Annotated in this window: 9 protein-coding genes; 8 read left to right on the top strand and 1 reads right to left on the bottom strand. The window is 47.1% G+C overall.

Features of this window, described 5'->3' with window-relative positions; translation table 11 throughout:
* Positions 1-62: 62 nt before the first annotated feature.
* The 5 genes from argJ (at position 63) to carB (ending at position 7,990) form a co-directional block, all read left to right on the top strand.
* Positions 63-1,322 carry a bifunctional glutamate N-acetyltransferase/amino-acid acetyltransferase ArgJ gene (gene argJ, locus DSOL_RS08140; RefSeq protein WP_075364368.1) on the top strand — a complete coding sequence of 420 codons (1,260 nt, stop codon included), beginning with the start codon at positions 63-65 and terminating at the stop codon, positions 1,320-1,322.
* A 62-nt stretch (positions 1,323-1,384) separates the two neighbouring features.
* Positions 1,385-2,281: an acetylglutamate kinase gene (gene argB / locus DSOL_RS08135; RefSeq protein WP_075364367.1), complete on the top strand. Its 897-nt coding sequence runs from the start codon at positions 1,385-1,387 to the stop codon at positions 2,279-2,281.
* A gap of 103 nt (positions 2,282-2,384) precedes the next feature.
* Positions 2,385-3,593, top strand: a complete 1,209-nt coding sequence (locus tag DSOL_RS08130; protein WP_075364366.1) for an aspartate aminotransferase family protein — start codon at positions 2,385-2,387, stop codon at positions 3,591-3,593.
* Positions 3,594-3,642: 49 nt separating this feature from the next.
* Positions 3,643-4,803: a glutamine-hydrolyzing carbamoyl-phosphate synthase small subunit gene (carA, locus tag DSOL_RS08125; protein ID WP_075364365.1), complete on the top strand. Its 1,161-nt coding sequence runs from the start codon at positions 3,643-3,645 to the stop codon at positions 4,801-4,803.
* Entirely contained in the window at positions 4,793-7,990 is a 3,198-nt protein-coding gene (gene carB, locus DSOL_RS08120) for a carbamoyl-phosphate synthase large subunit (protein ID WP_075364364.1), read from the top strand. The genes carA and carB overlap by 11 nt, the downstream gene beginning before the upstream one ends.
* Positions 7,991-8,369: 379 nt before the next feature.
* Here carB and DSOL_RS08115 read toward each other — a convergent pair whose 3' ends face one another.
* On the bottom strand, positions 8,370-9,617 hold the full coding sequence (locus DSOL_RS08115) for a zinc ribbon domain-containing protein (RefSeq protein ID WP_235838738.1): 1,248 nt from the start codon (positions 9,615-9,617) through the stop codon (positions 8,370-8,372).
* A gap of 231 nt (positions 9,618-9,848) precedes the next feature.
* Here DSOL_RS08115 and DSOL_RS08110 point away from each other — a divergent pair, with 231 nt between their 5' ends.
* The 3 genes from DSOL_RS08110 (at position 9,849) to DSOL_RS08100 (ending at position 13,296) form a co-directional block, all read left to right on the top strand.
* Positions 9,849-10,709: a YitT family protein gene (locus tag DSOL_RS08110; protein ID WP_083642373.1), complete on the top strand. Its 861-nt coding sequence runs from the start codon at positions 9,849-9,851 to the stop codon at positions 10,707-10,709.
* Positions 10,710-10,827: 118 nt separating this feature from the next.
* A complete protein-coding gene (gene argF, locus DSOL_RS08105; protein WP_075364362.1) occupies positions 10,828-11,772 on the top strand; it encodes an ornithine carbamoyltransferase in 945 nt (314 codons plus the stop codon).
* A 315-nt stretch (positions 11,773-12,087) separates the two neighbouring features.
* Positions 12,088-13,296, top strand: a complete 1,209-nt coding sequence (locus tag DSOL_RS08100; protein ID WP_075364361.1) for an argininosuccinate synthase — start codon at positions 12,088-12,090, stop codon at positions 13,294-13,296.
* Positions 13,297-13,364 lie beyond the last annotated feature (68 nt).

Genomic DNA, 13,364 nt, shown 5'->3' with positions numbered 1-13,364 from the left:
GCATATATGAGAACGATTCGGAGTTTTGACGTTGTGATGTTTTATGAAGGAGAGTGTAATTTGTGGATGATGCTGAAAAGGCTTGGAAGTCGATTGAAGGCGGTGTTGCTGCCCCGAAGGGGTTTCATGCTGTCGGTGTTCAAGCAGGAATTAAATATAAGGATAAATATGATGTTGCACTGATCTTTTCTCAGGTGCAAGCGCAAGCTGCAGGGGTATACACTCGAAACTTAGTTAAAGCTCACCCTCTTTATTTAACCCAGCGCCATTTACACGACGGTTTGGCTCAGGCTATTGTCATCAATAGTGGGAATGCCAATGCTTGTGTCGGGGAATTCGGGGATCAGGCTGCGTTGGCTATGGCTCAAACTGCAGCTATGTTTCTGGCGGTTCCTCCTGAAGATGTACTTGTGGCCTCAACTGGCGTGATCGGGGTTGAGATGCCGCTTGACCGCGTCTTAAATGGAATTCGGACGGCGAGTGCGGAGCTCCTAGGAGAAGTAGTCAAGGGGATTAGGGGGCAAGACGAGACTGCAGCGGATGGAGCGCATCGGGCAGCCTTAGCGATTATGACGACGGATACAATGGTTAAAGAATATGCCTATGAGCTTCCCTGTTCTCAGGGGGGAGTGATCCATCTGGGAGGGATCGCCAAAGGATCGGGAATGATTCACCCCAATATGGGGACGATGCTGGGTTTCTTGACGACAGATGCGAACCTTCCTGCCGCAGAATTGCAGAGGATTTTGCGCGAAGCGGTGGATGAAAGTTTCAATATGGTTACCGTGGATGGGGACACCAGTACCAATGATATGGTTCTTTTGCTGGCCAATGGAACCGCTGGAGTGGCTCTGAGCGGGGAAGACGAGGCTAATTTTGAAAAAATGGTCAAGATGATGTGCGTACAGTTGGCTCAGGATATTGCCCGAGATGGGGAAGGAGCCAGCAAATTTATGGAAGTTTTGGTTGTGGGAGCGCAAACAAAAGAAGATGCCCGCAAAATTGCGCGCAGTATTTGTGGTTCTAGCTTGGTTAAAGCGGCACTGTTCGGGGAGGATGCCAACTGGGGACGGATTTTGACGGCTGCAGGGTATGCCGGAGCAGAGTTTGATCCCGCCAAAGTGGATGTCTTGCTGGGGGATCTCATTGTCGCTCAAGAGGGAAAAGGGGTTATGTTTTCGGAAGAAAAGGCTAAAGAGATTCTCCAGGCTAAAGATGTGCAGATTAGCTTAAACCTTCACAGCGGGGAAGAACAGGCCACAGCTTGGGGGTGTGACCTCACTCACGAGTACGTCACAATTAATGGGAGTTATCGAACTTGAGCGTGGAGTTAAAAGTTACAAGACGCTATTGAAAGTTGAAAGGTTGAATTTGGAGGTGTGAGATGACCCCGATGGAACAGGGATTAGGGAAAGCGCGAGTTTTAGTTGAAGCCCTGCCGTATATCCAGAAATTTGCCGGAAAGACCGTGGTGATTAAGTATGGCGGGCATGCCATGGTGGATCCTGTCTTAAAAGAATCGGTCATCATGGATGTCCTGCTTTTACATTCCGTGGGGATTCGACCCGTATTGGTCCATGGAGGGGGACCGGAGATTAACTCTATGTTGAAAAAAGTAGGGATTGAGAGTCAGTTTGTGCGGGGTTTAAGAGTTACTGATGCCCAAACCATGGAGATTGCCCAAATGGTTTTGTTAGGGAAGCTGAACACAGAAATGGTGTCTCTGCTCAATCGCTTTGGGGGCAAGAGTGTCGGTTTATCCGGCAAAGATGCACAATTACTGATAGCTGTCAAGAAACCGATGCAGATGCCCAATAGTCAAGGAGAAATGGAAGAGGTTGATCTGGGGTACGTGGGTGAAATTCAGAGTGTCACGCCCGATATTTTGGAAACCTTACTTGGGCAGGGATATATCCCTGTCATCTCACCCGTGGCTAGCGGGGAAAATGGGGAAACCTACAATGTCAATGCGGATACGGCTGCGGGAAAAATCGCGGAGGCCCTTCAGGCGGATAAATTGCTTCTTTTGACGGATGTGAGTGGGATCCTGCGTGATGTAGAGGATAAGGACTCCCTTATTTCAATAATTTCTAGGAGTGAAGTCGATCACTTGGTGGAGCAGGGAATTTTGAGCGGTGGAATGCTACCCAAAGTAGAATGTGCCGTCTCAGCCTTAGAGGGTGGCGTGGGAAGTGTGCATATTCTTGACGGACGGTTAAGTCACGCCATTTTGCTAGAATTGTTTACAGATGGCGGCATTGGTACGATGTTTAAGGGTTAAAGCGAAGCACGAAGTTCAAGCGCGATGCTCGAAGTTCGAACCCCGACTTAGAGGTAGTTAGTCGTTTGGTAAAAGCTAAATAGTATAGAAATGGGGTATAGAGATGTTGGAAGGCTTATCAACGGAAGAAATCGTTGAGCGTGGAAAAAACGTGGTAATGAATACCTATGGTCGCCTACCCATGACAATAGTCAAAGGGGAGGGCGCCTGGGTTTGGAATCCTGAGGGAAAGCAATATTTGGATTTTGTGACGGGGCTGGCGGTTAATTCGCTGGGGCATAGCCATCCTGCGATCGTTCGTGCGATACAAGAACAGGCTAAAGAGCTTTTGCACACCTCGAACATTTATTGGATAGCGAACCAAGTTGCTTTGGCAGAGCGCTTGGTGGAGCATTCGTTTGCGGATAAAGTATTTTTTTGCAACAGCGGTGCGGAGGCCAATGAGGCTGCGTTTAAACTCGCACGCAAATATGCCAAGAAAAACTTTGGGGCGCACAAATATGAGGTTGTCGCCCTAGAAAATTCGTTCCACGGACGTACCTTGGCGACTCTTACCCTTACAGGGCAAACAAAATATCAGGATGGGTTTGATCCCCTCCCAGTTGGATTCTCGTATGCCGCCTTGAATAATATCGAGGACCTAAGGTCTAAAGTCAATCAAAATACAGCAGCTGTCTTCATCGAACCGATTCAGGGGGAAGGGGGCGTGATTCCCGCTTCAAATGAATTTCTCCAGGAAGCTCGTGCTTTGTGTGACCAATATGGTGCTTTGCTGATCTTTGATGAGGTTCAGTGTGGGGTTGGACGGACTGGAAAGCTCTTTGCCTATGAGTGGAGCGGGGTGGTTCCGGATATTATGACCTTGGCTAAAGCTTTGGCTGGTGGGGTACCGATTGGGGCGATGCTCGCCAAAGATGAAGTGGCGATGGCCTTTCAGCCTGGTGATCATGCCTCGACCTTTGGTGGCAACCCTTTGGCTACAGCGGCAGGGTGCGCTGTCTTAGATGTGATGCTCGAAGATGGTTTTTTTGCAGGGGTTCAGGAGCGCGCAGCGTATTTTCAAAAGGGACTTGAACAGTTGGCTCAGAAGTATCAGACGGGCGACCCCGTCCGCGGAAAAGGGTTTATTTTGGGGTGGCCTGTTTCCAAGTTGGGGCCAGAGATTGTAGGGGCTTGCCTGCAAAGTGGACTTTTAATAAACTGCGTTGGCGGCAAGATCTTGCGTTTTCTCCCTCCGCTGATCGTTGAGAAACCGGAAATAGATAAAGCCTTGGGGATTTTGGATGAAGTCTTCAGGAAGCTTTGGAAGTAATTCCAGAAATCAGAGGTCGTATTACTTTCTTTATCCGAGGAGGGGTGAAATGAAGGCAGCACTCGTACTTGAAACGGGGAAGATTTTTATAGGGGAGTCTTACGGGGCAACTGGAGAGGCCGTGGGGGAAGTCGTTTTTAACACGGGAATGACAGGCTATCAAGAGGTATTAACCGACCCCTCTTATGCGGGGCAAATGGTATGTATGACCTATCCGCTGATTGGAAATTACGGGATAAACAGACTGGATGACCAATCGGAAAAAGTCCAGGTCCAAGGATTTATCGTGAAAGAAGCTACCCGCAATCCCAGTCACTGGCAGATGGAGAAAAACCTTTCCAGAACCTTGGCGCAATTTGGGGTTGTGGGGATCAAAGGGATTGATACTCGTGCTTTAACGAGGATCATTCGTGAACATGGAGTTTTGCGCGGGGTAATCACGACCGAGATTGAGCACCTCGGTGAGTGGGTTCCAAGGTTGAGTGCATGGCTTGCTCCGACTGATGTCGTGGCTAAGGTCAGTACTCAGGAAATTTACACTTTGCCTGCTACACCAGCTAAGCCCGCTACAAGTGGCTTGCTTTCTACCCCTCATACCCCTGTCCCACCTGTTGAACACTATAAGAAACCATTTCATGTCGTGGTAATGGATTTCGGAATCAAGAGAAACATTTTGCATGCTATGCAAGAGAGTGGGTTTGAGCTGACGGTCGTTCCGCATACCACCTCGGCAGAGCAGATTTTAGACCTAAATTCGGATGGGGTTTTTCTGTCCAATGGGCCTGGGGACCCCAAAGAGGTCGAAGCGGGGATTGAGACGATTCGCAGGTTGATAGGGGAACGTCCGATTTTCGGAATCTGTCTCGGGCATCAACTCTTGTCACTTGCTTTGGGGGGGGACACCTATAAGATGAAGTTTGGACATCGAGGGGGAAATCAACCTGTCCAAGATCTTCGATCAAAACGAGTGACGATTACCTCTCAGAATCACGGATATGCCATAGCTGAAGAAAGCCTGGAACAGACCCCTTTACATGTAACCCACCGCAACCTCAATGATAACAGTGTGGAAGGGGTAAAGCATCAAGATTTGCCTATTTTCTCGGTGCAGTATCATCCTGAAGCGGGGCCAGGACCGAGTGAATCCCTTTATCTCTTTGAGGAGTTTGCGCAATTAATGCAGGAATGGAGGGCTCATCATGCCTCTTAATCCGGCGTGGAAAAAGGTCCTTGTCATCGGGTCCGGACCGATTGTGATCGGTCAGGCCGCAGAATTTGATTATGCCGGAACTCAAGCGTGCAAGGCCCTGCGTGAAGTTGGGATAGAGGTGGTGCTGGTTAACAGTAATCCGGCGACCATTATGACGGATGTAAAGACGGCGAATATTACCTATCTTGAACCCTTGCTACCAGATTCCTTAGAGGGGATTCTCAGCAAAGAACGTCCAGATGCTCTGCTACCCACCTTGGGTGGTCAAACGGGACTTAATCTGGCGATGGAATTGGAGCGCACTGGGGTTTTAAAACGGTATGACGTGGACCTCATTGGCTGTAATGCGGAAACAATTTATAAGGCGGAAGACCGCGAGGCATTTAAGGAAACGATGCTCTCCCTTGGGGAACCGGTGGCTGAAAGTATGATCGTGACAACCTTGGAAGAAGGGGAGGATTTTGCGAGTAAGCAGGGGTTTCCGTTGATTGTTCGGCCAGCCTACACTCTTGGGGGGACGGGCGGAGGGATTGTCAAAAACGCCAAGAACTTGAAAGAAGTGTTACAAAGAGGGCTACAGTCCAGTCCGATTGGACAATGCCTCATAGAGCGAAGTGTGGCGGGCTGGAAGGAAATTGAGTATGAAGTCATGCGCGATGACGCGGATAACTGTATTACGATTTGTAATATGGAAAATATCGATCCCGTAGGGATCCATACCGGAGACAGTATCGTGGTGGCACCGTCCCAAACCATAACTGATGTCGAATATCAGATGCTGCGGGCGTCGTCGTTGAAGATCATTCGAGCTTTAGGGGTTAACGGGGGGTGTAATGTTCAATTTGCCTTGAATCCGCTGAGCCGGGACTATGTAGTGATTGAAGTTAATCCTCGGGTCAGCCGTTCTAGTGCGCTCGCTTCGAAAGCGACTGGCTACCCTATAGCTAAAATGGCGGCCCTCTTGTCCGTCGGATTTACCTTGCCAGAATTGACAAATCCAGTGACGGGGAATACTAGTGCCTGTTTCGAGCCTGCCTTAGACTATGTGGTTGTCAAGTTCCCTCGTTGGCCTTTCGATAAGTTTCCGGCTGCAGATCATCGCCTCGGAACGCAAATGAAGGCAACTGGAGAGGTGATGGCTATAGAACGGACCTTGGAAGCCGCTCTGTTGAAAGCGACGCGCTCGTTGGAAATAGGGAGTGTGGGCCTGCGTATCTCGGCATCTGGACGCTGGACAGAGATGGAGATCGAAGATAAGCTGACTCGAACCGATCATGAACGTTTCTTTGCGGTGGCTGAAGCATTTCGTCGAGATTGGACCATTCTTGAGGTTCAAATGTTGACCCAAATTGACCCCTTTTATTTGTCAAAGATAAAAGAACTCGTTTCCCTTGAGCAGCGGTTACAGCGAGAGGAGTTAAGCACCGAGTTACTGCGTTTCGCTAAGGTCCAAGGATTCTCTGACTTAGCGATAGCCAAGCTTACGGGGCGCTCCGAGGAGACGGTTCGTTCCATGCGCATGGCTGTAGGAATCATTCCGGTCTTTAAGACCGTTGATACGTGTGCAGCGGAGTTTAAATCAGCAACTCCTTATTACTATTCCAGTTATGAAGAAGAGGATGAGGTTTCGGTCAGCACTGGCCCTAAAGTTGTCGTTTTAGGCTCAGGTCCAATTCGGATTGGACAAGGGATTGAGTTCGATTATTGCTCCGTTCACGCCCTTGCTGCGTTACAAGAAGCGGGTGTGGAAGCTATTATGGTTAACAATAATCCAGAAACAGTTTCGACGGATTTTGATACTGCCGATAAACTGTATTTTGAACCGCTAACCGTGGAAGATGTGCTTCATGTCTTGCATAAGGAACAAGCGGATGGGGTATTGGTTCAATTTGGTGGTCAAACGGCAATTAATTTAGCAGATCGATTGAACCGGGCTGGAATTCGAGTGTTAGGAACCCCAGTCGATGCGATTGATATGGCAGAGGATCGGGAACGTTTTGCTCAGCTCTTAAGTCGTTTAGGAATTCCCCAATCCGAAGGACGGAGCGTCACCTCGCTCGATCAGGCTAAAGGAATTGCCGAGGAACTCGAATTTCCAGTGATTGTTCGTCCTTCTTACGTCATCGGAGGACGCGCCATGCAGGTGGTGGAAAATCTCGGAGAACTTGAAGATTATTTAAGGCGGGCAATCCACCTTTCTCCCGAACATCCGATTTTGGTGGATCGCTACTTGGAAGGCAAAGAAGTGGAAGTGGATGCGGTTTCTGACGGAGAGACAACCGTGATCGCCGGGATTATGGAGCATATCGAGCGCGCGGGAGTCCATTCTGGGGATAGTTTGGCCGTTTATCCGCCTCAAAGTTTAACGCCTGCTGAAATTGAACAAATTCAGGATTTCACCTGTCGTCTGGCTGAGGGAATCGGCATTTGTGGACTTATAAATATTCAATTTGTCGTCGTGCGCGGCAAGGTGTATGTGCTGGAAGTGAATCCTAGAGCGAGCCGCACGGTGCCTATTCTTTCTAAAGTCACAGGAATTCCCTTAGTGAATTTGGCAGTCCAAGTTTCCCTGGGGAAAACATTGAAGGATATGGGGTATGTGCAGGGACTTGCTCCAGAGGTACCGTTTGTCGTGGTGAAGGCCCCGGTCTTTTCCTTTGAAAAGTTAACCAAAGTTGAAACATCCTTAGGGCCTGAAATGAAATCCACGGGTGAAGTCTTGGGGATGGACACTCAATTTGGTCATGCCTTGGCGAAGGCTTTTGCGGCCTCTCGCATTCCACTTCCGCACGAGGGAAATATTTTGGTGTCTGTGGCTGAAAAGGACCGTCCGGAGGGGATCACCCTTGCGCGCCAATTAGCTCAATTAGGGTTTGGAGTCAAAGGAACGGGAGATACAGCGAAGGCTTTAGCTCTGTGCGGGGTCGAGGTCGAAGTGGTAAGTGAATCCAGCGAAGCTCTTCAAGAAGCCGTTCGGCAACGGGAATTCTCCTTTATCCTCAGTACTCCTACTAAAGGAAAGACACCTGAACATACAGGGTACTTGTTGAGGAGGTTAGCCGCCGAACATGGGGTTCCCTGCTTCACGTCCATGGATACGGCTAAAGCGGTCGTCCGGGCTTTGCAAGAGATACGGAGTCATACCATGCCTGAGGTGCTTTCGTTGCAGGAGTATTTGGAGTTATAGGGTTGAAGTTCAGCTCTTTTGCGAAAACATCTAGCTCAGGTCAATAAAGCAGAACACGACAAGATGATGATGGGCATGGCTGAAATAAATGGAGAAGTTAAAGCGATTCGAAAAGACTTGTCAACAGTTGAATTAGTAACTGCTAATAATTGGAGTGACATAGTTAAATTGAAATCAATAAAGTAAAAGGACTGACCCAAAAATAACGAAGCCAATTCCCTAAAACGATTCTTGTTTTGCAGGAAAGTTTCATTGGGCCTTATGGATAGGGAAAGAAAAAACTCCTGCTCGACAGTTCAGTTTGCCAAGCGGGAGTTTTTTATGATTGCTTTTTTCATTGACGAGTTTATAGAAGCGTTTTGAAATTGACATTAAACTGTTAGAGTTTTGTCCCACATTGTGGGCAATAGGCTGTGCCTGTATTGGTTTTTCCACAGGAAGGGCAAAAGTTGAGCTTATTTTCTGGTAGAGGATGGTCTGGAGTTGACCTTAGTTCTGGCTTTTGCAAGTCGATTTTTGGTCTCTCTGGTTCAAAAGTCGATCCCTCAGCTATGGGTTGTCGGAGAGGTTCAGGTTGTTCGAGAGATATGGGTTGGTCAGAGGATGGGGTTAAGGCAGGGGTTAACGGGTCAGTATTAGAAATGTAAGGGTTTTCGGTGGTGGGTTGGGTATCCGGATAAGTCGGTGTAGGATAGTAGGGTGGAGTTGCTAGGGGAGCGACATATTCAGGATGGTCGTCTTCTTCTTCTTCCTCTTCCAGAGATAGTATCCAGACAATCGCTAAGACGGTGATGAAAGGACTCACGATGAGGGTAACTAATCCGGCAATTCCTGAAGAGATTCGGTTAAGAACTTGAACCGCAATTTCAATTAAAACAATCGTTCCGATGTAGCCCCAAAGGGCACCCATGTGCTTGCGGAAGAATCTCCAACTGCCACTGAGCGCATCGCGAAAGCTATCTTTGGGATGAGCTAAGAGGTAGATGGCTGAGGTGGAAAACCAGGGTAAGGCATAGATTGTGATACCGGCAATCATGAGGCCATAAACGATTAAGAAAGCTACAAGTGCGCCCTGGGATTGTTTTAAGGTAAAAGCACCAATTAGCCCGATGATCAAGAGGATTAACTGGATTAAAAGGAGAAGCCCTTGCCAGCCGAGGAAACGGAAATAACCCGCAAAACGAAAATCTTTAAAGATCACTTTTTCGTGATAAGATTTAGCGGTCAGGTTGAAGACACCTGTATAAAAAGCAGATCCGATTAACCAACTCACAATAATGATTAGCAAAAGGGTTCCGGTGATTGTGCCAACAGCGGATAGAAGCGTGGAGAGATCACTCAATGATCCGTTGAACGAGCCAAAAGGGCCTTGATTGGGTGATCCGAACGGGCCAGTAAAAGGAGTTATACCTGGTGTAGGTGGTACTCCGGGGACAGGCATTCCAGGTGATGAAAACCCTCCATATGCCTGGGGAAAGGTCCAGTGCATTTGGTTCAACACTCCCATAACCATCGCCACCACAAGAACTACGCCAACTCCTATGAAAATAAGGGTCCAGGCATACAATGGAAGAGCTTCTCTTTTAAATGTTGTCCAAGCCAATTTAATACGTTCTGACCAGGTCATGTACATACCTCCTTTGATTAGATTAGGGAATAGTGAATATAGTAAGTATAGTGTTAGGCTATAGTCATAAAAATATTAGAGCTAGAACGAATAACCATATTCTAGCATGTGCATGAGCATTTGCCTATGAATAAATTTTAGGGTAAAGGGGGTCAGTAAGATGGATACTGGATCAGGTCAAATACTATCTGAAAATTTCTGATAGCGTGTTCGAGAAAGTGAGGTGAATAGATGTTGAGCAAGAAAATTCGAATGCAAAAAATATTTAAAAAAGTATTATTTCTAATTCTAGGTTCAACCCTTGCAGGTATAGGCTTAGAAATCTTTTTAATACCCAATAATGTAATTGACGGTGGAATTGTTGGTATTTCGATAATGGCAGGGTACCTTACTAAGTGGCCTGTGGGTTTATTCATATTTGGTTTAAACATCCCATTCTTTCTTTTCGGCTATTATCAGATTGGAAAATCGTTTACGATATCAACTATAGTTTCGGTCGCGATGCTATCCATGTGGGTCAGTATTTTACATCCCGTACCTGGAATTACTCATGATGTATTCTTAGCTTCCGTGTTTGGAGGAATTGTACTAGGAGTGGGTGTTGGGTTAATCATCCGTTATGGTGGTTCTTTAGACGGAACGGAGATTATTGCTATAGTTCTAGACAAGAAAACAGCATTTTCCATTGGGGAAATAGTAATGTTCTTTAACCTTTTTATACTAAGCAGTGCGGGGTTAGTATTTGGATGGGATAGAGCCATGTATTCGCTCGTTGCCTATTTCATTGCTTTTAAAGTCATTGACCTAACGGTAGAGGGGTTAGATGAATCTAAGGAAGTCATGATTATATCGGAAAAGAATGATGAGATTGCTGAGGTACTAATGGCTAGACTTGGAAGAGGTGTTACGCGGCTTCAAGGGGAAGGTGGATTTACCGGGGAAGCAAAGGGTGTCTTATATTGTGTAGTTACACGGTTAGAGATTTCTAAGTTAAAATCGATTCTGGATGAAATTGATGACAATGCTTTTGTCACGATTAGTAGTGTGCATGAAGTAATGGGGGGGAGGTTTAAAAAGAAAGCCATTCATTAATGATTCTCCTCCTGCTGGTCTAAACTGGCAGGAGCTTTTGCTGCACATAAGGTATTTTAGTATTGCATTATTATGCATATAAAAGTATAATAATTCACATCGAAGGGATGGGTGACATATGAAAACAATTAATAAATCTATCTTTAAAGGACGAGACTTTATTTCACTTCATGATTTTTCTCAAGATGAATTAAGTTGCATTTTAGATGTAGCTCGAGAACTTAAAGAGGAGCAAAAAGCCGGTCGGCCTCATCCTGTTCTTCAAGGCAAGACCTTAGGGATGATTTTTACGAAGTCTTCGACGCGGACCCGGGTTTCTTTTGAAGTAGGAATGTATCAACTCGGAGGGCATGCACTTTTTCTGAGCGGACGGGATATCCAACTAGGAAGAGGAGAAACCATCGCTGATACCGCGCGTGTTCTTTCACGGATGGTCGATGGCATCATGATTCGTACCTTTAGCCACCAAGAAGTCCTAGATTTGGCCGAATTCTCCTCGATTCCGATTATCAATGGACTAACGGATCTGCTTCATCCCTGTCAGGTTCTGGCAGATCTCATGACCATCCAAGAGCATAAAGGCCGCTTAGCAGGCTTAAAGCTGGCCTACATTGGAGATGGGAACAACATGGCTCATTCCCTGATGTATGGCGGAGCAAAGATGGGATTGCATGTCGTGATTGCTTCTCCTCCTGGATATAAGCCAGATCCGGTTGTTGTTGCTATGGCCCAGGCAGATGCCAAAGCGAACGGCGGGAGCGTAGAAGTGGTGGACGATCCCTTAGAAGCCGTAAAGGGTGCCGATGTGCTCTACACGGATGTTTGGGCGAGTATGGGACAGGAAGCAGAGGCCAAAGTGCGAATGGCGGCCTTTGAAGGATACCAGATCAATTCGGACGTGCTGAAACGGGCGGATCGTAGCGCTATTGTCCTGCATTGCCTTCCGGCTCACCGTGGAGAGGAAATTACGGATGAAGTGATTGAAGGGGTTCAGTCGGTCGTCTTTGATGAGGCGGAAAACCGTCTGCACGCGCAAAAAGCGATTATGGCGGTAGTGATGTAGATTTGCTTACAACGAGGAACTAACGTAAACAATTAAGCGTTAAGCACGAGAGCATAAAACGGCACACATGCGAAGAAATTAAAGGGACTTAGGAACGCTTCTTGACTTGCATACTTGACTTGTATATGATTTCTACGAGGGAAATCTTCCACAGACTTAGAGGAAAACGCTCTACTTTTCAGGGATAATTAAGTCAAAAAAATAAATGTGGTGTGGTATGCAAATAAGAATTCGTTGCCGAGAGGGGATGCGGAGTAAGGAAGCACAAGAACCGTCCCCTTGCTTCCACAATATCGAAAAAGAGGGAGATCGAACATGAAAAAAGTTGTTTTAGCTTATTCTGGTGGGTTGGATACGTCCATTATTATCCCTTGGCTTAAGGAGACTTACGGGTATGAAGTGATTGCCATGGCGGCAGATCTTGGACAAGGGGAAGAGTTAGCCCCTCTTCAGGAAAAGGCAACGAAGAGTGGCGCCAGCAAACTGTATATTGAAGATCTGAGAGAGGAATTTGTCACTGAATTTATTTTTCAGACATTAAAGGCTGGGGCAGTTTATGAAGGGGACTATCTTTTGGGAACCTCATTTGCCCGTCCTTTGATTGCCCGTCGTTTAGTGGAAATTGCGGAGAAGGAAGGCGCAGTGGCGATTGCTCATGGCGCAACGGGCAAAGGGAATGACCAAGTTCGCTTTGAACTGAGTGTTAAAGCCCTCAATCCCGACTTGGAAATCATCGCTCCCTGGCGTATTTGGGATCTCAAGAGCAGGGAAGATTGCATCGACTATGCCGAAGCGCGTGGTATTCCTGTTCCTGTTACTAAGGATCGTCCGTATAGCATGGATCGCAACCTTTGGCATTTGAGCCATGAGGGAGGCGACCTGGAGGATCCATGGAATGAACCCAAACGTGACCTTTATTTGCTGGGCGTTTCTCCAGAGGATGCCCCTGATGAGGCGACATACCTCGAACTTGGGTTTGAACAAGGGATCCCTACCTTGTTAAATGGAGAGAAGATTGCTCCGGTGGCTTTATTGGAAACTCTCAATGAATTGGGCGGGAAAAACGGGATTGGAATTGTCGATATGGTGGAAAACCGTCTCGTCGGGATGAAATCGCGTGGGGTTTATGAGACACCAGGAGGAACGATTCTCTATACAGCGCATAAGGCCTTGGAACATCTCACACTTGATCGCCTCACGCTCCATTACAAAGAACAGATAGCCTTAAAATATGCTGAAGTTGTTTATGATGGATTATGGTATTCTCCGCTGCGCGAGGGTTTAGATGCCTTCGTCAATGTGACTCAGAAAAACGTCACGGGGACGGTGCGACTGAAATTATACAAAGGAAATTGTTCCTTAGCGGGTGTAAAATCCCCCTATTCCCTTTATAATGAAGCGTATGCAACCTTTGGTGAGGACGGAGTGTATGATCAAAAGGATGCAGGCGGTTTTATTAATCTCTTTGGGTTGCCGTTAAAAGTAAGGGCTTTAATGGAGAAACAATCAGGATTGCGTAAATAAGATGATCTTCAAGTGGTGTTAGAGGATGGGGGCTAGGTGCCCCCTCCTGCTTTTTTTTCGGTACTATC

This window comes from Desulfosporosinus metallidurans (assembly GCF_001936615.1).
Lineage (GTDB): Bacteria > Bacillota > Desulfitobacteriia > Desulfitobacteriales > Desulfitobacteriaceae > Desulfosporosinus > Desulfosporosinus metallidurans.
This window is presented reverse-complemented; position numbering and strand designations above follow the sequence as displayed.

Coding starts and splice junctions, on each gene's coding strand:
- argB (WP_075364367.1), top strand. CDS start 1,385: ATGACCCCGATGGAACAGGGATTAGGGAAAGCGCGAGTTTTAGTTGAA.
- DSOL_RS08130 (WP_075364366.1), top strand. CDS start 2,385: ATGTTGGAAGGCTTATCAACGGAAGAAATCGTTGAGCGTGGAAAAAAC.
- carA (WP_075364365.1), top strand. CDS start 3,643: ATGAAGGCAGCACTCGTACTTGAAACGGGGAAGATTTTTATAGGGGAG.
- carB (WP_075364364.1), top strand. CDS start 4,793: ATGCCTCTTAATCCGGCGTGGAAAAAGGTCCTTGTCATCGGGTCCGGA.
- DSOL_RS08115 (WP_235838738.1), bottom strand. CDS start 9,617: ATGACCTGGTCAGAACGTATTAAATTGGCTTGGACAACATTTAAAAGA.
- DSOL_RS08110 (WP_083642373.1), top strand. CDS start 9,849: ATGTTGAGCAAGAAAATTCGAATGCAAAAAATATTTAAAAAAGTATTA.
- argF (WP_075364362.1), top strand. CDS start 10,828: ATGAAAACAATTAATAAATCTATCTTTAAAGGACGAGACTTTATTTCA.
- DSOL_RS08100 (WP_075364361.1), top strand. CDS start 12,088: ATGAAAAAAGTTGTTTTAGCTTATTCTGGTGGGTTGGATACGTCCATT.